We start from the raw sequence: 20,968 nt of genomic DNA, 5'->3' as shown, positions 1-20,968 counted from the left end.
GGATCAAGCTGCGGCATCGTACACCGCGCCGGCACCAGCAATCGTCACGAAGGCGAGAGATCAGCTTAACTAATCGCCATGCTTAACTAATCGCCATACTTGCCCTTGGACGGGTTGTATTCCTTGTTGAGCGATTCCCTCGGCCCGGTGCCGTAGGCGTAGTTCGGCGACGGCGTCTGGTAGCCGGGCGGTGGCTGGGTCAGCGAATCCCGCGTCGGCTCGGCCTTGAACGGTGCCGTCTCGGCCTTGTTGCCGCCGAACAGGCCGCTGAAGCTGCCGTTGTAGCCGAGCTGCGACGGGCTCAGGATCGGATTGTTGTTCGAGGTGCCGGGCTGCACCGGATCGTTGTCCTTGCGCGAGGGCGCCGCGGTCTTGCCCACCGCGAGTTCGGCCGGCGTCAGGATGCGGGCCGCTTCGCGCGGGTCCTTGTTTTCTTTCTTGCGCGCCGCGGCGGCTGCCTTGCGGCGCTGCAGGTCGGGATCCTTCGGCCAGTTCGGCGCCGTCACTTCGGCCGAGGAGCCGGCCGGCGGCGGCAAGTCCAGCTTGGGCGGAACCACCAAGGGCGAGCGCTCGCGGTACTCGATGCCGCGGTTCTCCATGTTGGTGCCGCCGATGCCGCGCATGATGCCTTCGATGATCTTTTCCTCGAAGGTCTTGTCGTCCTCGTCCTCGTCGTCCGCCGCGCGCAACGGTCCGGTGGCCATCACGAGGCCGATGCCGAGAGCAATGGCGGCGAACCGCAGGGCCCGGCTCAGCGAGCTGGTCTGCAGCATCCAGAAGCGGGTTTCGGTCTCGCGCATCGCGCTGTTCCCATTCACAATTTCTGCAACACGCGGGGGCCGGTTTAAGGGGCGTGATGGCTCCATACCGCAGGGGTTCGTATCGGCCGGGATCAGGGCGCTTTTGCGGCGGGTACCCCCAGGAACGAGTCATACAATAGGCCCGCTACCCCGGCAACAATGGCCACATCCGCCAGGTTAAACACATACCAATTGAAGGTTTTTCCCCCGATCTCGATGTGGAACAGGGCAAAATCGACCACCGCGCCATACAGGAAGCGGTCGATGACGTTGCCGGCCGCGCCGCCGATGATGAGGCCGAGCGCCAGCGTCGCCAGCAGGGTGCTGGAGCGCGCCATCCAGATCCCCAGCACGATCACGGCGATCGCCTTGATCGCCATCAGCGCGACCTGAGCGAGCTGATTATCAGTCTGGAACCAGCCAAAACTGATCCCGACGTTCCAGGCCAGTACCAGGTCGAAGAACGGCGTGACCCTGACCGCGCCGCGACGGGCGAGGTCGAATACGTAGAGCAGCCAGAGTTTCGAGGCCTGGTCGATCACCAGCGTCGCGATCGCGGCGATGACGCCGACGCGGAGGTGAGGGGTTCGCGGGTGTTCGAGGCCAGACACTTATCTGGCCTTCTTCTTTTTCTTCGCCTTCTTTACCTTCTTGGCTCTCTCTTCTTCGGCTGCCTTCTCTTCGGCGGCTTTCTTGGCCGCAGCAACTTTCTTGGCTCTGGCTTTCTTGGCCGCGGCTGCCTTCTTGGCCTTCTCTTCTTCGGCTGCCTTCTCTTCGGCGGCTTTCCTGGCCGCAGCAACTTTCTTGGCTCTGGCTTTCTTAGCCGCGGCTGCCTTCTTGGCCTTCTCTTCTTCGGCTGCCTTCTCTTCGGCGGCTTTCTTGGCCGCAGCAGCTTTCTCGGCTCTGGCTTTCTTGGCTACGGCTGCCTTTTCGGCTTTCTCTGCTTCGAGAACTTTCTCGGCTTCACCAGTCTTGTCAGTGCTCGCCTTCTTACCGGCCGCCGCCTTCTCTAAGTCAGCTGTTCGAAACACGTCATTCCCGGGACTCTCTTGTATAGGCTGCTTCTCAATCGGCTGGGCTGGCTCTTCATCACCACTAAGCGCCTTCCACTCCCGCAAGGCCTGCGCATCGCGCGGGGAGACGTCGGGATATTCGGGGTCTTCGCCAACGGTGGGGAGGATCTTCCACGACCGAGCACATTTGGTGCCGACTGCCTTTTCGACCACGACGGCAACCCCATCGAGTTCATCGTCGCCCTTGATGATGAAGGCGCCGTCCGGAGGTTCGCCCTCGACCACCGTATAACTGGAAGTGATGCAAACTTCCGCGAGGTCGATATCGAATAGTGTGACCTTCAGGTCTACGAAAGGCGCATTCCAGTCTGAAATATAAATGACAGGGGATGCTTCAAGCGACGAACCAATGCGCTTGGCGGCGCGTTCGAGTTCGAGCGCACCGGTAACGACACGTCGGATTTTGCGGATGATTTGCCATTTCTTCGCCAATGCGTCGTCGCGGAATTGGTCAAAGCCTTCCGGGAACAGCGTCAGGTGCACCGATGGCTCGGCGTCCGGCTTGTACATCCGCCACGCCTCCTCGCAGGTGAAGCTGAGCACCGGCGCCAGCCAGCGCAGGATCGCATCGCAGATGATGTCGATCGCGGTCAGCGCCGCCTTGCGCGTGACCGAGGACGGCGGATCGCAATACAGCGCGTCCTTGCGGATGTCGAAATAGAACGCCGACAATTCGGTATTCATGAACGCCGCAAGCGTCGCGACCACCGTCTTGTAGTCGAACTCGGCATAGGCCTGGCGCACGATGGCGGCGCGCTTCGCGAGCTCGTGCAGCATCAGCCGTTCCAGCTCGGGCATGTCGGCATAGGCGACCGCATCGGCCGGATCGAAATGATGCAGCGTGCCGAGCATCCAGCGGATCGAGTTGCGCAGCTTGCGATAGGTCTCGATGGTGTTTTTGAGGATCTCCGGCCCGATGCGCTGGTCGTCGGCATAGTCGGTGGCACAGACCCAGAGGCGGAGGATATCCGCGCCCGAATCCTTCATCACCTTCTGCGGCTCGACGGTGTTGCCGAGCGATTTCGACATCTTGCGGCCGTTCTCGTCCAGCGTGAAGCCGTGGGTCAGCACCACGTCATACGGCGCGCGGCCGCGGGTGCCGGCGCTTTCCAGCAGCGAGGAATGAAACCAGCCGCGATGCTGGTCCGACCCTTCCAGATACATCACGGTATCGTCGCCGCCATCGATCTTGCGGACGATATTGCCGAGGTTGGGAAAGTTCTGGCGGTCTTCCAGCACGAAGGCGTGCGTCGAGCCCGAATCGAACCAGACGTCGCAGATGTCGTCGACCTTCTTCCATTCCTCAGCCGCGCGCTCCCCAAGAAATCGCTCGCGCGCGCCGTCCATGTACCAGGCGTCGGCGCCTTCCTCCATGAAGGCTTCGACGATGCGCTGATTGACGATTTCGTCCTGCAGGATCTCGGCTGCACCATCGCCCTTCTCGCGCACGAACACGGCGATCGGCACGCCCCAGGCGCGCTGGCGCGAGATCACCCAGTCCGGGCGTCCGGCGATCATGCCGTTGATGCGGTTTTGTCCTGCGGGCGGCACCCATTGCGTCACCGAGATCGCATGCAGCGCGCGGGCGCGCAGCGTGTCGCCGGGCTTGGTCTTGCCGTCAACAGCAATGTCCTTGTCCATCGCAATGAACCATTGCGGCGTGTTGCGGAAGATCACCGGCTTCTTCGAGCGCCAGGAATGCGGGTATTGATGCTTGAGCCGGCCGCGCGCCAGAAGCCTGCCGGCCTCGACCAGCGCCTTGATCACGGCGTCATTGGCGTCGCCCTTCTCGCCCTTGTCGTTGATCACGCGTTTTCCCGTGAAGCCGGGCGCGTGGTCGGTGTAGGCGCCGTTCTCGTCGACGGTGTAGGGGATGGCGGTGTTGATGCCGCGGGCATCCAGCTCGCGCGCGTTCGCCATCCAGGCGTCGAAGTCCTCGCGGCCGTGGCCCGGCGCGGTATGGACGAAGCCGGTACCAGTGTCGTCGGTGACGTGGTCGCCGGGCAACAGCGGCACCGTGAACTCGTATCCGCCGCCGAAGCCTTTCAGCGGATGGGCGCATTCCACCGCGTCGAGCGTGTCGCCCGGCAGGTCGCGCACTTTCTCGTAGGCGGTGACGCGCGCCTGCTTGAATACTTCTGCTGCAAGCGCATCGGCGAGGATCAGGAGATCGCCGGTCTTTGCCCAATTGTCAGCGGGCGCATCGGTGACCTTGTACAGACCGTAGGCGATCTTCGGCGAGAACGAGATGGCGCGGTTGCCCGGCAGCGTCCACGGCGTCGTGGTCCAGATCACCACGGACGCCTCGGCCAGCACGCCATGCGCCGGCGAGGTGACCGGGAATTTCACCCACACCATGTCGGAGGTGTAGTCCTCGTACTCGACCTCGGCTTCGGCCAGCGCGGTCTTCTCGACCACGCTCCACATCACGGGTTTGGAGCCGCGATAGAGCGTGCCGTTGGCGGCGAACTTCATCAGCTCGCGCGCGATCTGGGCCTCGGCCGGATAGCTCATGGTGGCGTAGGGATGATCCCAGTCGCCGATGATGCCGAGCCGCTTGAACTCCTCGCGCTGGATGTTCAGCCAGTGCGTCGCATAGGCGCGGCACTCTTTGCGGAACGCCACCATCGCGGTGGAGTCGCGGAAGTCCGGCTTCGGCTTGCCCTTGGAGCGGTAGTTCTCTTCCTCGATCTTCCATTCGATCGGCAGGCCGTGACAGTCCCAGCCCGGCACGTAGTTGGAATCGAAGCCCAGCATCTGCTGGCTCTTGGTGACGACGTCCTTGAGGATCTTGTTCAGGGCATGCCCGATATGGATGTTGCCGTTGGCGTAGGGCGGCCCGTCATGCAGCACGAACTTGGCGCGGCCGGCGGCGTCCTTTCGCAGCTTTTCGTAGAGGTCGATCTCGTTCCAGTATTTGAGGATTTCCGGCTCACGCTGCGGCAGCCCGGCGCGCATCGGGAATTCCGTCTGCGGCAGGAACAGGGTCTTGGAATAGTCGGTGACGACGTCGGACTTTTGCGGATTTTGGGACATGAACGCTCTGGTTTGGCTCGTAACGGCGCTGAAATCGCTGATATGCGGGTGAAGCACGGAAAATCCCGGTCTTGCGCCGAGCGGATCGCTCAGGCGGAAGCCGGGCCGCTAATGTTGATGGTGCGCCGCGCAAACATGGGACTTTTCCATAGCAGCCAACCGGGAAATCGCAAAGCCCCACGGCCGCCGAACCGATCGCTGTTGCGGTTTTCTCCGATGATACTAATCTATTGATTATTGGAGAGAATTCATGAGCGCCAAGTCGTCCGAGGTTTACGAGAGATTAAAGGACCTTCGCCGCCAAGGCGATTTGACCAAACTACAGTCGAGGATCAGGCGGCAGTTCAAGGCGATGTACGATGACGTCGTAAGGCAGGCTGTTCCGGATCGCTTCGCCGAACTCATTCGGAAATCGGACGAGGCAGAAAGTCATGTTGGCACAACGGATCCATCGGCAAATTTGATCAGAGCACTCGAGATCAAGACGCTCGCCGACCGGATCTTTGGCGACGAGCAAAAGGCCGAAGCCTGGCTGCAGCGGCCTAACGCGTCGCTGTCAGGTCAAAAGCCCGCTGATCTCTTGAATGACGAGCTTGGCACGGCGGTCGTTCGCGAAATGCTTGAACGAATCGACCATGGAATCTTCGCCTGAGCCGTCAGATGGAGCTCTGGCGGATTTCGAACTACGCCGATCTTTCCGGGATTGGGGGCCTAAGGGCAGCCGGGCGGTGGCATTCGCAGGGCCGGCGGATCGTCTATCTCGCCGATCATTCATCCAGCGCATTGCTTGAGATGCTGGTCCACATGGACCGCGATCTGATGCCGGCTACTTATCAATTGCTGCGCATCGTCGTTCCTGCCGACATAGCCGTCGAGACCATCGACGCGGAGCTATCACAAGATTGGCGATCGCAGACGTTGACGAGCCGGGAAATCGGAGATCGATGGCTTGATCGTTCAGCGAGCGCACTACTACAGGTGCCGTCGGCAATCAGCGCGAAAGGAAATAATTACCTTTTGAATCCCGAACACCCGGACGCCGCAAAGATAGCCGTGGCGGAAATCATCAAAGCGCCCTTCGATCCTCGATTGCTCGCCTGAAAAGGGAGCCGTCAGGCCGGTCATTTCCGGGGCCGGGCCGGGTTTCCGGCAACTATCTGGCCTGCGGCAACATCCCGCGTGACCACGCTGCCGGCGCCGATCACGGCGCCATCGCCGATCGTGACTCCTGGCAGGATGATGGCGCCGCCGCCGATCCAGACGTCGCTGCCGATCCGCACCGGTCGACCGAATTCAAGGCCGGTCCGCCGTGTCTCGGCGTCGCGCGGATGGTCGGCAGCATAGATCTGCGTTGCAGGCCCGATCTGGGTGCGGTCGCCGATCAAAACCTCGACGACGTCGAGGATAACGCAGTTGAAGTTGAGGAACACCTCGTCGCCGAGCCGGATGTTGTAGCCGTAGTCGCAAAAGAACGGCGGGCGGATCACGGCGCCGGTGCCGACACGGCCGAAATGAGCCGATAGCAGCGCGTGACGCTCGGCCACTGGGGCTGCGAGCGCCGCATTGTAGCGTGCGAGCCAGGCCTTGTTGGCGGCGGCATCCGCCTGCAGTTCGGGATCGCCGGGGCGATACAGCTCGCCGGCCAGCATTTTTTGTTTTTCCGTCTTGTTCAACCAATCGCTCCGAGCCTGGGAAAGGCGTCCGGCGCCGCCGCCAATGCCGCGCGCGCCCTGGCGCTGTCGTCATCCATCTGGCGTATCAACGCTTCGATGGTGTCGAATTTCAGCTCGTCACGGATGAAACGGATGAAGGCGACGTCGAGCACAGCGCCATAAAGGTCGCCCTTGAAGTCGAACAGGAATATTTCGAGCAGCGGCGCGCCGTTGTCAAAAGTCGGGCGGCGGCCGAAGCTCGCGACCGCATCGAAGCGCTCGGCCCCGCGGCCGACCCGCACCGCATAGATGCCGTGCTTGAGGCTGCAATTCTTGTCGAGGCGAATATTGGCGGTGGGGTAGCCGAGATCGCGGCCGCGCTTCTCGCCATGGATCACCTCGCCGCTGACGAACCATGGGCCCCCCAGCATGGCGGTGGCTTCGTCGATCTGGCCTTCCGCCAGCGCCATGCGGATCGCGCTGGAGGACACCGGCCGCTCCTCGATATCGACATGGGCCTGGACGTCGACCTCGATGCCGAGCCGCGGCCCCTCGCTGACCAGCAGGCTCGGCGTGCCGGCACGGCCCTTGCCGAAATGAAAGTCGTAGCCGACCGCGATGCCGCTGACGCCGAGGCGCTCGATCAGGTCATGGTGAATGAAATCTTGCGCCGAGGTCCCGGCGCGGGTCTTGTCGAAGGTCATCACGACCGCGCCGTCGAGCCCGGTTCCGGCCAGCAGGCGCAGCTTGTTGGCCTCGTCGGAAAGGCGGAATTGCGGGCTGTTCGGGCTGAAAAAGCTGCGCGGATGGGGCTCGAAGGTGACGGCAAATGTCGGCCTGCCATGGGCGCGGCCCATCCGTAAGGCCGCGTCGATCACGGCCCGGTGGCCGAGATGAACGCCGTCGAAATTGCCCATGGCGACCACGGCCCCGCGGGGGATCTCGGCCGCAGGGGTGGTGTCTCGGATAACGGTAAAAGCAGTGGTCATTTCTGGGATTCTTCAGGGATTCTTCAAAGATTCTTGGGTCGGGGAGCGCGGCCGGACCGTGACGCGGTGCCGCCTTCGAAGTCAAGCGGGCGGGGTCGTATCAAAACGGCCTCAATCCGCCTGTTCCCGATTAACGGGCTGTTTAACGGCAGCTGCTAGATGTGGGGGGAGGACTGCGGGTCGCGTAGGCCTGTCGATTATTTGTGGCGTAAGCATTGAGTGGGGGAAAGATGGCGGTTGATTTGTCCATGCCGGTTCTGGTTGTCGATGACTACAGCACCATGATCCGCATCATCCGAAATCTTCTGAAGCAGCTCGGCTTCGACAATATCGACGATGCCAGCGACGGCTCGGCGGCGCTGAACAAGATGCGCGGCAAGAAATACGGGCTCGTGATTTCCGACTGGAACATGGAGCCGATGACCGGCTACGACCTGCTCAAGGAAGTCCGCGCCGATCCCAATCTGGCCACCACGCCCTTCATCATGATCACGGCGGAATCCAAGACCGAGAACGTGATCGCCGCCAAGAAGGCCGGCGTGAACAATTACATCGTCAAGCCGTTCAACGCGGCGACGCTGAAGACCAAGATCGAGGCGGTCTTCCCGGACATGGCGACGGCGTAAGGCGCCTGGTCTCCCAGCTCGCTCCAATTCTCGTGATGCCCGGCCCAATCCCGGGCATTGCTGCGCTCTCATGAGTCCAGGCCCTACCAGGTCCTGCGTTTTCGGATGATGTAAGGCCCATTCCTACTTTGCATGGGGTTGTTTTCGCAATTTTGAGTCCGGTGCAACGATGCACCTACCACCGCAGCTCGCGCATCAGCGCGCGGGGCGGATGGCCGAACAGCTCCTTGACCGAAGCCGGATCGAGCTGATCGATGCCCTCGAATTCCTCGGAATGGATGCCGCGGGTGAGGAAAAGACAATCGATTCCGAAACCGAGCGCGCCGGTGAGGTCGGTCCGCACCGAATCGCCGATCGCCAGCACACGGTCGAGCGAGGTCGGCTGGCCCCGGCGTTCGGCGGCGAGCGCCATGGCGCGTTCATAGATCGGCCGGTGCGGCTTGCCATAGAAGACTACTTCGCCGCCTAATTCGCGATAGAGCTCGGCGATCGCGCCCGCGCAATAGATCAACCGGTCGCCGCGTTCGACGACGATGTCGGGGTTGGCGCAAATCAGCGGCAGCTTGTGCTCGCGCGCCTGCAGCATCATGGCGCGATAGTCTTCCGCCGATTCGGTCTCGTCGTCGAACAGGCCGGTGCAGACGATGTAGTCCGCCTGCTCCAGCGGCGCCATCACGGCATCGAGCCCGCGATGGATCGACGAGTCCCGGTCCGGACCGAGCCAGAACATCTTCTTGCCGGGATGGTCGGCGACGAAATTCCGGGTCAGGTCGCCGGAACTGACGATGGCATCATAGGTTTCGTCGGCGACGCCGAGCTTGCGTAATTGCCGCTGCACGGAATCGGCCGGACGCGGCGCGTTGGTGATCAGGATGACGGTGCCGCCGCGCTGGCGGTAGGTGTGCAGCGCCTCGCAGGCTTCGGGGAAGGACTCCAGCCCGTTATGCACCACGCCCCAGATGTCGGAGAGGATCACCTCCACACCGTCCACCAGCCCACGCAGCTGCTCGATGAACCGCAATGAGGTCATGATTGCGGAAGCCTGTTAGCCCGGTCCCGCGGCACGGCGCGCCAATGCGGCATTGCCGGTCGCCCGCATCGGGGGCTCTGCGGCCGGGCTGGCGATGGGAACGGTGTTGCTGGAGCCATTGGGAGCGCCGGATTCCTTGTTCGCTGTCGCCCCGCCGGTAGCAGATGCCCCCTCGGGCCGCAACGGCCGCGGCGGGGCAAACAGGAAGCCCTGTCCAAACCGCACGTCATAGTCGAGCAGGTCCACCACCGCGCGCTCGCCCTCGATCTTTTCGGCGATCAGGTCGATGCCGAAGCGGCCGAGCAGGTCGGAAAGGTCGGAAGGGTGGATGTCCGAGGTCGAGCTCTGCTTGGGATCGAGCAACAATGCCGCCGGCACCTTGATGAAACGGACGCCGCGGTCGGCGAGGTCGCGCGGCTCGATCCGCAAGTCGGTGACGTGATCGATCGAGAAGCGGTAACCGCGCTGCGACAAGGCGGCGAGATTCTCGATTTCGGTCGGGCCGAGATGGCGGAACGTCGCCTGCTTGAACTCGAGCACGAAGGACGGCGCCAGCGCCCGATTGGCCTCGAGGAAGTCGAGGCATTGCGCGAAATTGGCGGAATTGCCGAGCGTCGCCGCCGAGACGTTGCAGAACACGCCGACGTCCTTGTTGCGCACCATCAGACGGCGCAACACCTGGATACAGCGCAGCATCACCATATGATCGATCTTGCCGATCAGCCCGCCGGCTTCGGCGGTGGCGATGAAATCGTCGGCGGCGAGGATCTGGTCCTTGTCGTCGCGCAGTCGCGTCACCGCCTCGTAGAAGCGCACCTTGCGCTGCGGCAGCGTCACCATCGGCTGCAGGTAGATATCGAGCCGGCTTTCCTCGACGGCATTCTTCACTGCGGCAAGCAGCTGCGGCTGGCTGCGCGAGTGCGAAGCGGCGTCCGCGGCCGCCGCTGAAGGTGCCGGCCTTGCAGCTGCAACCGGCGCGGGTCTGACGGCGGGGGCCGCTTGCTCCGGGGCGATCGCCGATTGTTCCGGCGGTTCGGAATGCGGCCGGCCCGACGGGGCGGGGGGCGCGGCCGCGGCGCCCGAGGCCAGCAGATCCTCATGGCCCGCCACCGAGATGGCCAGTTGCTTGACCAGCCCGCCGAGCTCGTTGATCTCGCCCAGGACGGCCTGGATGCGGTCGGAGCTTGCGGAGTTTGCCGATACAACCCGGCCCTCGATCGCGGCGAGCCGGCGGCCGAATTCGGCGACCTGGCGGGCGAGGTCGGCGGTGCCGCGGGAAAGATCGGCGATCTGGCCGCCGACGTCGGAGCGGTCGCGCAGCCGCATCGACACGGCGTTGTAGAGGATCAGGAAGGTCAGCGCGGTGAGCGCCACGATCGCGGATTCGGTGCCGCTGAAGCCGGCCACCGCATGCAGGACGAGGCCGAGGGAGGCTGCAACCAGCACCATGCAGATGGCGATGAAAATCGTCGAAATGCGAATCATGTCGCGCGCTACGCCCTCAGGTCGGAACTGTATTCACCCGGGAAAACACGGAAGTTGCAGGCACGGTCCGCCTTGCGCTCCCCGAGCGGCGCAACCTTAGCATCAATGTTGATTCGCAGAGCTAGTGTTCTTTGGGCACGGCCGGAACTGGCTGGCGTGCCGGCGCTGCTGCTACCCGCCGGCTTGGCGCCCCGGGGCGTCAGCGGTTGCATGGCGCTCGATCTCCGAGTTCAGCTCCGCCCCGAACAGCACGATCGTTGCCGATATCCACATCCACATCATCAGGCCGATCGCGGCGCCAAGCGAGCCGTAGGTTGCGTTGTAGTTGCCGAAATTTGAGAGGTACCAGGACAGCGCGGCCGAGCCGGTGATCCAGAGCAGCGCCGCGACCAGCGTCCCGGCGCCCAGCCATTCCCATCGCGCCGCACGCCGGTTGGGTCCAAACCGGTAGAGCAGGCCGAGCGCCGCCAGCAGCACCACCAACAGCAACGGCCAGCGCGCCAGACCGACGATAATCCCGCTCTCGGGCGGCAGGCCGAGATGATTGAACATGAGCGGAAACGCCACGACCGCGCTGACCATCAGCAGCAGGGCCACGATCCCGCCGGTCGTGAAGGCGAGCGAAAGCAGGTTTAGTTTCAGGAAGTTGCGCGTTTCCCTCACCTCGTAGACGACGTTGAGTGCGTCGATGATCGCCTTGACACCAGCGTTGGCGCTCCAGAGAGCAAGGGCGAGGCCAAACAGAAACGTCCCGCCGAGCGCGGCGTTGCCCTTTTCGAGCACGCGGGCAATCTGGTCCTCTACGATCTGGAACGAACCTTCGGGCAGCATCAGCGCCAGCGTTTGCAGATTGTCGCCAATGGTCGAGGGGTCGGCGAACAGTCCGTAGGACGAGACCAGCGCCGTCACGGCCGGAAATATCGCGAGCAGTCCGAAGAACACCACGCCGGCGGCGGTGGCGAGCAAGCGGTCATCATTGGTGCGCTCATAGATGCGCCACAGGATGTGTTTCCAGGCCGCCCAGGGAATTGCGACCCAATTGATCATACCCGCTCGGGCGGCGGGTTCCTGAGCCTGTTCGCGCGGGGGCGAGACGGGTTGCGCGATCGATTTTCCGGAGGAACCAGCTTTTGCTCCTTTTGCTCCGGGCTGAAAAAAATGCTGCGCGGTCAGGACGAGAATGGCGGTCGCCGCCATCAAGCGCAGATTGTCGTCGGGGCCGGATCGCGCGCGGGGCATCAGACGTCCATTTGTCGCGCTTGCCACCGCCGTCGCGTTGCCGCCCAGCCCAGCAAGGTCGCCATCAGGATCAGGCCGGCCTGCATCTTTCTGTTGTCGCGTCCCGTCCGGGACCGCCGCCTGCGACGGGCGCCCGCCGGAGGCGCCAACAGAACCGACGCGGCGGTGTCCCGTGCGGCTTCGAGTTGGTCCGGCTGGAGCGGATTGGCCTTGATCGCCACGCGAAGGCGACTGGTGAACGAAGGAAAATGTGGAGATGGTTGTTTCAGTTTGGCCGCGGCCAGCCCGGCGCAGACCGCGGCGATCGCAAGCAACAGCGCGCCGATCGCGCCAAATGCCCAGAACTGCCCGTAATGGATTTCGATCCAGCGAAACAGCGCCGTGGCGCCGACGAGGCAGGCGGCGATAAGGAAAATGCCGGCTACGGCGAGCAGGCCTGCCGCGACGGCATAGGACGTAATGGTTCCGCTCGCCTGATTCGTCCGGTCGCGCAGATACGAGCGCGTCGCCAGCTTGATCTGGTTGAGCTTCAGTCCGATCCCGGCGCGTAGCAGGTCGCTCGAAGGCGCGAGCATCTCTGCAATACCTCCTCCGGCGGCGACATGATCGTGGCCGCCGGAGAATGAACGCTGGTTGGATTTGAATGTTCCTGTGGGCAGCTCAGGCCGTCGCGCGTATCACCTTGGCGACCTTTTCGATGATCTCGCCGATCTGGTCCTCGGTGATGATCAAGGGCGGAGTCAGCACCAACGTGTCGCCGGCGACCCGCAGCATCAGATCATTGTCGTGGAAGGCGCTGTTGAGCCCGGCGAAGCCGCGCTTGCCCGGCGCATCCGCAACCGGCGCGAGATCGATGCCGGCGGTCAGGCCGACGGTGCGGACATCCACGACATCAGGCTGGTTCCGCAGCGACATCACCGCATCGGCGAATTTCGGCTCGAGCCCGTGAGCGCGCTCGAACAGCTTTTCGTCGCGGTAGATGTCTAGCGTGGCAAGACCCGCCGCGCAGGCCAGCGGATGGGCCGAGTAGGTGTAGCCATGGGCCAGTTCGACCGCATGTTCCGGGCCGCTCATGAACGCGTCATGGATGGTGTCGCGCACCAGCACGCCGCCCATCGGCGCCGCGCCATTGGTGATGCCCTTGGCGAAGGTCAGCATGTCGGGCGTCACGCCATAGCGTTCGGCGGCAAAGGCGAAGCCGAGCCGGCCAAAGCCGGTGATGACCTCGTCGAAGATCAGGAGGATGCCGTGCTTCTGGGTAATCTCGCGCAGCCGCTTGAGATAGCCCTTCGGCGCCGGCAGCACGCCGGTCGATCCGGCCATCGGCTCGACGATCACCGCCGCGACGGTGTTGGCGCCGTGCAAATTGACGATGCGCTCGAGCTCATCGGCGAAATGCGCGCCATATTCGGGCTCGCCCTTGCTGAAGGCCTGCTTCTCGCGGTCATAGGTCGCCGGCAGATGATCGACGCCCGTCAACAGCGAGCCGAACAGCTTGCGGTTGCTGACGATGCCGCCGACGGAGGTGCCGCCAAAACCGACGCCGTGATAGCCGCGCTCGCGGCCGATCAGGCGGATGCGGCCGCCCTGGCCGTTGATCTGGTGATAGGCCAGCGCGATCTTGAGCGCGGTGTCGGCCGCTTCCGAGCCGGAATTGCAGAAGAACACGTGGTCGAGGCCTGCGGGCGCCAGTTCCGCGATGCGGCTGGCGAGCTCGAAGGCCTGCGGGATGCCGAACTGGAACGGCGGCGCATAGTCCAGCGCCTCGGCCTGCTTGGCGATCGCCGATGAAATCTGGGTGCGGCCATGGCCGGCATTGGTGCACCACATGCCCGAGGCGCCGTCGATGATCTTGCGGCCGTCGACGGTGAAGTAGTGCATGTCTTTCGCGCCGGCGAGCAGCCGCGGGTTCTTCTTGAACGCCCGGTTCGCGGTGAACGGCATCCAGTGCGCGGCGAGGTCGTTCGGAACCGCGACGGGGGTGGGACGGGGGCTCTTGTCCAGCATGGGCGGCCTCTCTTCTGTTTGGGGCGATGGTCTAATGCCAAACTATCAGTTTCGTCCCTGAACGGGAACGCCAGCACGCCGTGATATTTCCGCGCAATTCCGTAAATTCAGAGATCTGCCGCGGCGATCCAGAACACTTCGCCCTCGGAATCCGCGGTATCGAGCCAGAGCAGCGGCAGTTGCGGATAGGCGGCTTCGAGTTGCGGGCGGCAGCGGCCGATCTCGCATAACAGCCCGCCCTGTGGCGTCAGGTGCGCTTCTGCTTCGTCGAGGATGCGGCGGACGATGTCGATCCCATCCGCGCCGCCGTCGAAGGCAAGCTTCGGCTCGGCGCGGCATTCGCGCGGCAGGCCGGCCATGCCCTGCGCGTCCACATAGGGCGGATTGGAAATGATCAGGTCGTAGCGCTTGCCGTCCAGCGGCTTGAACAGATCGCCGCGGTACAGCGTGAGGCGATCCTCCAGGGCGTAATCCCGGACATTGCGCGCGGCGACCTCGAGCGCGTCCTTTGAAATGTCCACCGCGTCGATTTCGGCATTCGGAAAATTCCGGCTGGCGAGAATGGCCAGGCAGCCCGAGCCGGTGCATAGGTCGAGCACGCTTTCAACCACGCCCGGGTCCGAGATCAGCGAGCCGGCCTCGTCATCACCGTCGCCGCCGAAATGCTGTTCCAGCAATTCGCCGATGAACGAGCGCGGCACGATGGTGCGCTCGTCGACATAGAACGGCAGGCCGCGCATGTAGATCTTGTTGACGAGGTAGGCTGTGGGTTTTCGCGTCGTGACGCGGCGTGCGATCAGATCAAGGATCTTCTTGCCTTCGGCTGATGTGACGCGCGCGGTGGCGAACGCCTCGAACTGGTCAGGGTGCAGATGCAGCGCCTCGCAGACCAGGAAGGCGGCCTCGGCAACCGGATCGGTGGTGCCGTGCGCGAATACCAGCTTGGCTTCGACGAAGCGGCTGACGGCATATCGGACGAAATCGAGCAGCGTCAGCAATTCGCCCGCGCCGACCTTGGGAAATTTCGATGAGCCAGCGCTGCGCTTCGCCGCCGGTTTTGCGCGTTTAGCCATCAGGGTTTGGTCCAGCGCGCGGCTGCGGCGTCGTCGTGATCGCGCGCCTCGATCCAGCTCCTGCCTTTTTCGCTTTCCTCGCGCTTCCAGAACGGCGCGTTGGTCTTCAGATAGTCCATCAGGAATTCCGCCGCTTCGAAGGCGGCCTGCCGATGCGGCGACGCCGTCACGACAAGCACGATGTTCTCGCCCGGCACGATACGGCCGAACCGGTGAATGATGGTGAGGCCCTGCAACGGCCAGCGCGTCAGCGCCTCGTCGGCGTGGCGGGCGATCTCGGCCTCCGCCATGCCGGGATAATGCTCGAGCGTCAAAGCGGCGATCGGTTCGCCGTCCTCGCTGCCGCGGCAGATGCCGCTGAAGGAGACAACGGCGCCGATATCGGTGCGGCCCTTGGTCAGCGCCGCGATTTCCTGCGCGACGTCGAAGTCGGCTTCCTGGATACGGATGGTCGCGGTGACGGACATGGACAGGGTTAGCCGCCGGTCATCGGCGGGAAGAACGCAACCTCGCGCGCGCCTGATATCACGGCGTCCTGCTTGACATGGGCATGGTCGATCGCGGCGCGGATTACCTTCGGTTTTTCGAATGCGTAGGCATAAGCCTCGCCGCGGCTGGACAGCCAGCCGATCAAATCGTTCACCGTGCGCACATCGGCCGGCGGCTCGACGGTTTCCTCCGCGATGCCGATCCGCTCGCGTACCCAGGCGAAATATTTCACCTTCATCCTTCATCCTCCTTGATGAGGTGATGGATGCCGGCGCGGAAATAATCCCAGCCGGTGTAGATGGTGAAGATCGCCGACACCCACAGCAGGGCGATGCCGATCAGGGTGGTCTGGGGCAGAATCTGCTCGCCGGCCTCGCCTGCGATCAGGAAGCCGATCGCGACCAGCTGGATCGTGGTCTTCCATTTTGCGAGCTTGGTCACGGGCACGCTGACCCGCAACGCCGCCAGATATTCCCTCAAGCCCGAGACCAGGATTTCGCGGCACAGGATCACAATGGCAGCCCACAGCGTCCAGCCATGGATGCTGCTATCGGCTGCCAGCATCAAGAGGCAGGACGCCACCAAGAGCTTGTCGGCGATCGGGTCGAGCATCCGGCCAAAAGCGGACTGCTGATCCCACATTCGCGCATAGTAGCCATCGAGGTAGTCTGTCACCGCGGCGGCGATAAAGACGGCCAGGGCCACCCAGCGCAGCCACAGCGGGCCGTCCAGGATGGACTGGGCGAAAACGCAGCCGACCACCACCGGAATGGCGGCAATACGGGCGTAGGTCAGGATATTCGGCACGGACAGGGTTTTGCCCTGTCCCCTGGTTGTTGCGATGTTCATCCGTCTTACCAATACCGCTGGAGCGTGAAGGTCAACCGTGCGGACCTAGATCATCTGTCGCAGGCGACGCCCAAATGACATGCCTCTCGATTCGAGTCCCTCAACCCGGCTGCGCATGGAAAAACTCGAAAATCTTGCGGGCGCTTTCGGCGCTAACGCCTGGAACCTTGCCGAGGTCCGCGATCGAAGCCCGCTCGATCTCCTTCAGCGTTCCGAAGTGATGCAGCAAGGCACGTTTGCGTGACGGGCCGATGCCCGGGATTTCCTGCAGGCCGGCTTCCCGGATGTCTTTTTTCCGCAGTTTGCGGTGCGAGCCGATCACGAAGCGATGCGCCTCGTCGCGCAGCCGCTGGATGAAATACAGCACGGGATCGCGCGGCTCGAGCTTGATGGCTTCACGGTCCGGCATGAACAGGGTTTCGCGCCCGGCGTCGCGGTCCGGGCCTTTGGCCACGGCCATCAGGGCGACCTGGGTAAGTCCCAGACCCTCGAAGATCTCCCGGACGGCGTTGAGCTGGCCGCGGCCGCCGTCGATGATGACGAGGTCGGGCCATTGCGGAAACGAATCATCGTCGGCCTTCGCCTTTGCGGAGTCGCCCTCCGGCGGCTTCAACAACCGCTTGAAGCGCCGTTCCAGCACCTCGCGCATCATCGCGTAGTCGTCGCCGGGCGTCAGTCCCTCGGACTTGATGTTGAACTTGCGGTACTGGTTCTTGATGAACCCATCCGGCCCCGCCACGATCATCGCGCCGACCGCGTTAGTGCCCTGGATGTGGCTGTTGTCGTAGACCTCGATGCGCTTCGGCACCTGCGGCAGTGCGAGCGTGGTCGCCATACCTTCCAGCAGCCTGCTCTGCGTCGCCGTATCGGCGAGCTTGCGGCCAAGCGCCTCGCGCGCGTTGGTCAGCGCATGCGCGACCAATTCCTTTTTCTCGCCGCGCTTCGGCACCGAGACTTCGACCTTGTAGCCGGCCTTCACGCAAAGCGCGTCGGCAAGCAGTGATGATTCCTCGATCTCGTGCGACAGCAAGATGAGTTTCGGCGGCGGCTTGTCGTCGTAGAATTGCGCGAGGAACGAGGCCAGCACTTCCTCCGGCGTGAACGACTTCTCCGCGCGTGGGAAATAGGCGCGGTTGCCCCAGTTCTGGCCGGTGCGGAAGAAGAACACCTCCACGCAGGAGTAGCCGCCTTCCTGATGGATCGCGAACACATCGGCTTCCTCCACGGTGCGCGGATTGATGCCCTGCTGCGACTGAATCGCCGACAGCGCGGCGAGGCGGTCGCGGTAGAGTGCTGCGGTCTCGAATTCGAGCTCGTTGGACGCCTTCTCCATCTCGCCGGCGAGCAGCTCCTTCACGGCGTGGCTGCGGCCGGAAAGGAAATCGTTCGCCTCGCGCACCAGCTCGCTATAGCCGGGGAAGTCGATCTCCCGCGTGCAGGGGCCCGAGCAGCGGCGGATCTGGTACAGCAGGCACGGCCGGGTGCGGCTTTCGAAGAAGCCATCGGTGCAGGAGCGGATCAGGAAGGCGCGCTGCAGCGCCGTGATGGTGCGGTTGACGGCGCCTGCGGATGCGAACGGCCCGAAATATCGCCCGGGCCTGGTTTGCGCGCCGCGATGCTTGAGGATCTGCGGCGCCCAATGGTCGCCTGATATCAGGATGTAGGGAAACGACTTGTCGTCGCGCAGTTGCACGTTGAAGCGCGGCCGCAACTGCTTGATCAGATTGGCTTCCAGCAGCAACGCTTCGGTCTCGGTCGTGGTGGAGACGATCTCGACCGTCACGGTCGCCGCGATCATGCGCAGGATGCGTGCCGGCAGCGGCGCGTTGACGCGGGCGTAGGAAGCAAGCCGCTTGCGGACGTTTTTCGCCTTGCCGACGTACAGCACGTCGCTTCCGGCATTAAGCATGCGGTAGACGCCAGGTGAGGTCGGCGCCAGCCGCACCGCGTTTTCAATGGCCGCGTGGCCGACCGCCAGCGGGCCTTCTGCAATCACCTCGGCGGACTCTTCGGGGGCCTCCGGCAGGCGCCCCTCGTCGTCCTCCTCGGCGGCGGATGTCGCGGGATCGACGTCGGCGGTCAGGTCCTGCGGCGGCAAATCCGATTGGGAACCCCGCCGCGCCTTGCTCGGGGATTTCGGATGGTCGGTAGAATCGTGATCCATGGGCCTAAATTAAGCGCTGCAAGGCGGCATCGCCAGCACTCGCGGTGCTCCTTTGGGGGAGGCGCCGGTAACGCATTCTTAAGACTGATGAGTGGGCGGTAACCCGGCTTAACAACCCTTTAACTTAAAACTCTCGATAAATCTTACCGGAATAAAGTGGAGTTCCGTAACCAAACCGGTGTCTCGCCCGGCTTGGTCGCGGCAGTTGCGTGGGGGTGCGTGATGAGCAGGTTTGTGTGGGGCGCGCTGGCGCTGGTCGCTACAGGCTGGACCATGTCGGCACGGGCGGCCGACCTTTACGGATCGCGCGCACCCTATACCGTCAACCAGCCGCTCAACGCCTATAGCTGGGCCGGACCCTATCTCGGCGGCAACCTCGGCTATGCCTGGGGTTCGGTCGCCAACAATCCGACCAAGCCGTCCGGTTTCGTGGGTGGTGTCCAGGCCGGCTACAATTGGCAGAACGGAGGTTGGGTGTTCGGTCTCGAAGGCGACATCCAGGCGACCGGCGCCGAAGAAACCTTCGCGCCGTGGAAATTCTCCAACCCCTGGTTCGGCACGGTTCGCGGCCGCGCCGGTTACGCGTTCAACAACATCTTGTTCTTCGGCACCGGCGGTCTCGCCTTTGGCGAGCTGCGCGCCACCACCTTTGGCGTGTCGGAATCCCATACCAATGCGGGCTGGACGCTCGGCGCCGGCGCCGAGATGGGCTTCGCCCCGAACTGGAGCGCCAAGATCGAATACCTCTATGTCGATCTGGCCAACAGCAACTTCGTCGTTACAGGCGCGTCGAATGGTTACCGGTTCGGCTTGATCCGGGCCGGAGTGAACTATCGCTTCTGAGAACAAAGAAACTGTCGACTACTATCTCCCGGCGGCAGTAAGTCGCCGGGATTTTTTTGCCTTCAGGCCGGGTTTACGCGTGCGGACGCCGCGTGCCTCAACGCTCTGGGCGGCGATGCCGCGCCCAGCGCAAATCTTCACAGCCAAAAATTCAGTCCGCGTCCAACGCGAGCGTCAGCTTACGATGAAATCACCAGGTTGACCGCCTTGGGGCCTTTGCCCTTCTTGTCCGGTTCGACCTCGAACGTAATGCGCTGTCCTTCTGTCAGATCCTTCAATCCGGCCCGCTCGACGGCCGTGATGTGCACGAACACATCGCGGCCGCCATCATCGGGCTTGATGAAGCCGTAGCCGCGTTCTCCATTGAAGAACTTGACTATTCCAGTCATGGCCATCGGGAAACTCCTCCCCCGTATTGCTCTGCCGCTACGCGCATCTCGCGTATCGGCCGACCGGACATTCGCTGCCGGAAGCTTGGCCACCTGAGCCGATCGGGTTCACGGCGCCGACCGACCTGGATTTTTATTCGGCCTTGATCACTCCGCCGCAACCATTCGCGGAAGCGGAACGTAAAGCCAGTCCCAATGGCCTGAGCATAATACGGTTTTGCGTAAATTGCCTACGGCCCAATCACACTTTTCAGAGGGAGTACCTCTTCAGGGCTTGGGTGTCTCGAGCCTGAAACGGCCGGCCCCGCCCTGGCCGAGCGGTTTTTCGAGTTCGGGTAGAATTGTCTTCAACTCACCCGCCAGCGTCCACGGCGGATTGACGATCAGGAGCCCGGTGGAGGCGAGGGGGCCGCCCGCCGCCTGCGGGGCAACGGAAAATTCGAGCCGCAGGCATTTCCCGGCCGGCTTGCTGGCGGCGGCAGCGCCCGCGACAAGGCGCGCCAGGGTATCGGTGGCACGCCGGCTCTTCACCGGATACCAGATCAGATAGCTGCCGGTGGGCCATTTCGCGTAGGCTTCGGCGAATCCGTCGGCCAGCGTCTCGAATTCGTCCTTTTGCTCGAAAGAGGGGTCGATCAGCACGAGGCCGCGCCGCTCGTTGGGCGGCACGAAGGCCGGCAACGCCGTCCAGCCGTCGAGGTCGACCACCCGCGCCTGGCTGTCGCGGCGCAGCGCATCGATCAGTTGCCTGCGGGCGCCGGGCTCGATTTCGCAGGCCGTAAGGCGGTCCTGCGGCCGCAGCAGCGCGCGGGCGATCAGGGGCGATCCGGGATAGGCCTCAAGCTTGCCCGGCGCGTTGAATGCCCTGACGATATCGAGATAGGGGGTCACCAGCGGCAGCGTGTTGTCCGAAAACCGCGCCTGCAGCACCCGCGCAATGCCGGTCAGCCATTCGCCGCTGCGGCGCGCTTCCTCGCCTGTGAGATCGTAGCGCCCGGCGCCGGCATGGGTGTCGATGACGCGAAACGCGGCCTGCTTTTCCTGCAAATAGGCCAGCATGCGCACCAGCACGATGTGCTTGATGACATCGGCAAAGCCGCCGGCGTGAAAGGCGTGTCGGTAGTTCATGGGGGAGGGGTTACGACATCGGGGCGCAGAAAGTAACCCATATCGGCGAAGATGCGAGCGGCGGCTGACGTCTCGCGTTGCCGAGGTATCCGTCTC

Annotated in this window: 20 protein-coding genes and 1 pseudogene; 4 read left to right on the top strand and 17 right to left on the bottom strand. The window is 63.5% G+C overall.

Translation table 11 applies throughout. The annotated features are described in order from the left end of the window. Nucleotides 1–86 precede the first annotated feature (86 nt). The 3 genes and pseudogenes from V1294_RS35305 to ileS form a co-directional block, all read right to left on the bottom strand. Nucleotides 87–800, bottom strand: a complete 714-nt coding sequence (locus V1294_RS35305) for a hypothetical protein (RefSeq protein ID WP_334503786.1) — start codon at nucleotides 798–800, stop codon at nucleotides 87–89. 92 nt (nucleotides 801–892) lie between these two features. After that, a complete protein-coding gene (lspA, locus tag V1294_RS35300; RefSeq protein WP_334503784.1) occupies nucleotides 893–1,411 on the bottom strand; it encodes a signal peptidase II in 519 nt (172 codons plus the stop codon). 486 nt (nucleotides 1,412–1,897) lie between these two features. After that, nucleotides 1,898–4,909: pseudogene (gene ileS, locus V1294_RS35295) on the bottom strand (isoleucine--tRNA ligase); the annotation flags it as partial. A gap of 352 nt (nucleotides 4,910–5,261) precedes the next feature. On the opposite strand from ileS, the gene V1294_RS35290 reads away from it, so the two are divergent. Together V1294_RS35290 and V1294_RS35285 are read left to right on the top strand one after the other, a co-directional pair. After that, nucleotides 5,262–5,561, top strand: coding sequence for a NepR family anti-sigma factor (locus V1294_RS35290; protein WP_442895408.1), 300 nt, complete (start codon nucleotides 5,262–5,264; stop codon nucleotides 5,559–5,561). A gap of 8 nt (nucleotides 5,562–5,569) precedes the next feature. Beyond that, nucleotides 5,570–6,010 (top strand): RES family NAD+ phosphorylase, encoded by a 441-nt coding sequence (locus tag V1294_RS35285; protein ID WP_334503782.1) that lies wholly within the window; start codon nucleotides 5,570–5,572, stop codon nucleotides 6,008–6,010. A gap of 20 nt (nucleotides 6,011–6,030) precedes the next feature. Here V1294_RS35285 and V1294_RS35280 read toward each other — a convergent pair whose 3' ends face one another. Together V1294_RS35280 and V1294_RS35275 are read right to left on the bottom strand one after the other, a co-directional pair. Beyond that, a complete protein-coding gene (locus tag V1294_RS35280; protein WP_334503780.1) occupies nucleotides 6,031–6,582 on the bottom strand; it encodes a sugar O-acetyltransferase in 552 nt (183 codons plus the stop codon). Beyond that, on the bottom strand, nucleotides 6,579–7,550 hold the full coding sequence (locus V1294_RS35275; protein ID WP_334503779.1) for a bifunctional riboflavin kinase/FAD synthetase: 972 nt from the start codon (nucleotides 7,548–7,550) through the stop codon (nucleotides 6,579–6,581). The genes V1294_RS35280 and V1294_RS35275 overlap by 4 nt, the downstream gene beginning before the upstream one ends. A gap of 230 nt (nucleotides 7,551–7,780) precedes the next feature. On the opposite strand from V1294_RS35275, the gene V1294_RS35270 reads away from it, so the two are divergent. Then, nucleotides 7,781–8,176 (top strand): response regulator, encoded by a 396-nt coding sequence (locus V1294_RS35270; RefSeq protein ID WP_057835874.1) that lies wholly within the window; start codon nucleotides 7,781–7,783, stop codon nucleotides 8,174–8,176. Between the two features lie 175 nt (nucleotides 8,177–8,351). Here the strand turns inward: V1294_RS35270 and V1294_RS35265 are convergent, their stop codons facing one another. From V1294_RS35265 to uvrC, 10 genes are all read right to left on the bottom strand, one after another. Further along, nucleotides 8,352–9,206 carry a TIGR01459 family HAD-type hydrolase gene (locus tag V1294_RS35265; protein WP_334503777.1) on the bottom strand — a complete coding sequence of 285 codons (855 nt, stop codon included), beginning with the start codon at nucleotides 9,204–9,206 and terminating at the stop codon, nucleotides 8,352–8,354. A gap of 15 nt (nucleotides 9,207–9,221) precedes the next feature. After that, nucleotides 9,222–10,691, bottom strand: a complete 1,470-nt coding sequence (locus tag V1294_RS35260) for an EAL domain-containing protein (RefSeq protein ID WP_334503775.1) — start codon at nucleotides 10,689–10,691, stop codon at nucleotides 9,222–9,224. 171 nt (nucleotides 10,692–10,862) lie between these two features. Beyond that, a complete protein-coding gene (locus V1294_RS35255; protein ID WP_334503773.1) occupies nucleotides 10,863–11,930 on the bottom strand; it encodes a YihY/virulence factor BrkB family protein in 1,068 nt (355 codons plus the stop codon). Continuing rightward, nucleotides 11,930–12,505: a phage holin family protein gene (locus V1294_RS35250; RefSeq protein WP_334503771.1), complete on the bottom strand. Its 576-nt coding sequence runs from the start codon at nucleotides 12,503–12,505 to the stop codon at nucleotides 11,930–11,932. Before V1294_RS35250 ends, V1294_RS35255 begins: the two co-directional genes overlap by 1 nt. An 85-nt stretch (nucleotides 12,506–12,590) precedes the next feature. Continuing rightward, on the bottom strand, nucleotides 12,591–13,937 hold the full coding sequence (locus tag V1294_RS35245; RefSeq protein WP_334503768.1) for an aspartate aminotransferase family protein: 1,347 nt from the start codon (nucleotides 13,935–13,937) through the stop codon (nucleotides 12,591–12,593). 107 nt (nucleotides 13,938–14,044) lie between these two features. Beyond that, entirely contained in the window at nucleotides 14,045–15,010 is a 966-nt protein-coding gene (gene prmB, locus V1294_RS35240; RefSeq protein ID WP_334485216.1) for a 50S ribosomal protein L3 N(5)-glutamine methyltransferase, read from the bottom strand. After that, nucleotides 15,010–15,477: a molybdenum cofactor biosynthesis protein MoaE gene (locus tag V1294_RS35235; RefSeq protein WP_334503766.1), complete on the bottom strand. Its 468-nt coding sequence runs from the start codon at nucleotides 15,475–15,477 to the stop codon at nucleotides 15,010–15,012. Before V1294_RS35235 ends, prmB begins: the two co-directional genes overlap by 1 nt. Nucleotides 15,478–15,485: 8 nt before the next feature. After that, entirely contained in the window at nucleotides 15,486–15,737 is a 252-nt protein-coding gene (gene moaD / locus V1294_RS35230; RefSeq protein WP_334485212.1) for a molybdopterin converting factor subunit 1, read from the bottom strand. Then, nucleotides 15,734–16,348 carry a CDP-diacylglycerol--glycerol-3-phosphate 3-phosphatidyltransferase gene (gene pgsA, locus V1294_RS35225; protein ID WP_334485210.1) on the bottom strand — a complete coding sequence of 205 codons (615 nt, stop codon included), beginning with the start codon at nucleotides 16,346–16,348 and terminating at the stop codon, nucleotides 15,734–15,736. Before pgsA ends, moaD begins: the two co-directional genes overlap by 4 nt. A 100-nt stretch (nucleotides 16,349–16,448) precedes the next feature. After that, the gene (gene uvrC, locus V1294_RS35220; protein WP_334503763.1) at nucleotides 16,449–18,512 is read right to left on the bottom strand and encodes an excinuclease ABC subunit UvrC; all 2,064 of its coding nucleotides are present in this window, start codon (nucleotides 18,510–18,512) and stop codon (nucleotides 16,449–16,451) included. A 222-nt stretch (nucleotides 18,513–18,734) separates the two neighbouring features. On the opposite strand from uvrC, the gene V1294_RS35215 reads away from it, so the two are divergent. Next, nucleotides 18,735–19,355 (top strand): outer membrane protein, encoded by a 621-nt coding sequence (locus V1294_RS35215; RefSeq protein ID WP_334503761.1) that lies wholly within the window; start codon nucleotides 18,735–18,737, stop codon nucleotides 19,353–19,355. 179 nt (nucleotides 19,356–19,534) lie between these two features. Here the strand turns inward: V1294_RS35215 and V1294_RS35210 are convergent, their stop codons facing one another. Both V1294_RS35210 and V1294_RS35205 read right to left on the bottom strand, forming a co-directional pair. After that, nucleotides 19,535–19,750, bottom strand: a complete 216-nt coding sequence (locus V1294_RS35210; protein WP_108522052.1) for a cold-shock protein — start codon at nucleotides 19,748–19,750, stop codon at nucleotides 19,535–19,537. Between the two features lie 261 nt (nucleotides 19,751–20,011). Beyond that, nucleotides 20,012–20,872: a 23S rRNA (adenine(2030)-N(6))-methyltransferase RlmJ gene (locus V1294_RS35205; protein ID WP_108522051.1), complete on the bottom strand. Its 861-nt coding sequence runs from the start codon at nucleotides 20,870–20,872 to the stop codon at nucleotides 20,012–20,014. Nucleotides 20,873–20,968 lie beyond the last annotated feature (96 nt).

This window comes from Bradyrhizobium sp. AZCC 1678, from assembly GCF_036924765.1.
Classification (GTDB): Bacteria; Pseudomonadota; Alphaproteobacteria; order Rhizobiales; family Xanthobacteraceae; genus Bradyrhizobium; species Bradyrhizobium algeriense.
This window is presented reverse-complemented; position numbering and strand designations above follow the sequence as displayed.

Excerpts from the sequence above, each read along its gene's own strand:
- V1294_RS35250 (WP_334503771.1), bottom strand. The coding sequence starts at position 12,505 with ATGCTCGCGCCTTCGAGCGACCTGCTACGCGCCGGGATCGGACTGAAG.
- V1294_RS35235 (WP_334503766.1), bottom strand. The coding sequence starts at position 15,477 with ATGTCCGTCACCGCGACCATCCGTATCCAGGAAGCCGACTTCGACGTC.
- prmB (WP_334485216.1), bottom strand. The coding sequence starts at position 15,010 with ATGGCTAAACGCGCAAAACCGGCGGCGAAGCGCAGCGCTGGCTCATCG.
- moaD (WP_334485212.1), bottom strand. The coding sequence starts at position 15,737 with ATGAAGGTGAAATATTTCGCCTGGGTACGCGAGCGGATCGGCATCGCG.
- uvrC (WP_334503763.1), bottom strand. The coding sequence starts at position 18,512 with ATGGATCACGATTCTACCGACCATCCGAAATCCCCGAGCAAGGCGCGG.
- V1294_RS35255 (WP_334503773.1), bottom strand. The coding sequence starts at position 11,930 with ATGCCCCGCGCGCGATCCGGCCCCGACGACAATCTGCGCTTGATGGCG.
- V1294_RS35265 (WP_334503777.1), bottom strand. The coding sequence starts at position 9,206 with ATGACCTCATTGCGGTTCATCGAGCAGCTGCGTGGGCTGGTGGACGGT.
- V1294_RS35305 (WP_334503786.1), bottom strand. The coding sequence starts at position 800 with ATGCGCGAGACCGAAACCCGCTTCTGGATGCTGCAGACCAGCTCGCTG.
- V1294_RS35270 (WP_057835874.1), top strand. The coding sequence starts at position 7,781 with ATGGCGGTTGATTTGTCCATGCCGGTTCTGGTTGTCGATGACTACAGC.
- V1294_RS35205 (WP_108522051.1), bottom strand. The coding sequence starts at position 20,872 with ATGAACTACCGACACGCCTTTCACGCCGGCGGCTTTGCCGATGTCATC.
- V1294_RS35245 (WP_334503768.1), bottom strand. The coding sequence starts at position 13,937 with ATGCTGGACAAGAGCCCCCGTCCCACCCCCGTCGCGGTTCCGAACGAC.
- V1294_RS35290 (WP_442895408.1), top strand. The coding sequence starts at position 5,262 with ATGTACGATGACGTCGTAAGGCAGGCTGTTCCGGATCGCTTCGCCGAA.
- V1294_RS35275 (WP_334503779.1), bottom strand. The coding sequence starts at position 7,550 with ATGACCACTGCTTTTACCGTTATCCGAGACACCACCCCTGCGGCCGAG.
- V1294_RS35210 (WP_108522052.1), bottom strand. The coding sequence starts at position 19,750 with ATGGCCATGACTGGAATAGTCAAGTTCTTCAATGGAGAACGCGGCTAC.
- V1294_RS35215 (WP_334503761.1), top strand. The coding sequence starts at position 18,735 with ATGAGCAGGTTTGTGTGGGGCGCGCTGGCGCTGGTCGCTACAGGCTGG.
- V1294_RS35285 (WP_334503782.1), top strand. The coding sequence starts at position 5,570 with ATGGAGCTCTGGCGGATTTCGAACTACGCCGATCTTTCCGGGATTGGG.
- V1294_RS35260 (WP_334503775.1), bottom strand. The coding sequence starts at position 10,691 with ATGATTCGCATTTCGACGATTTTCATCGCCATCTGCATGGTGCTGGTT.
- pgsA (WP_334485210.1), bottom strand. The coding sequence starts at position 16,348 with ATGAACATCGCAACAACCAGGGGACAGGGCAAAACCCTGTCCGTGCCG.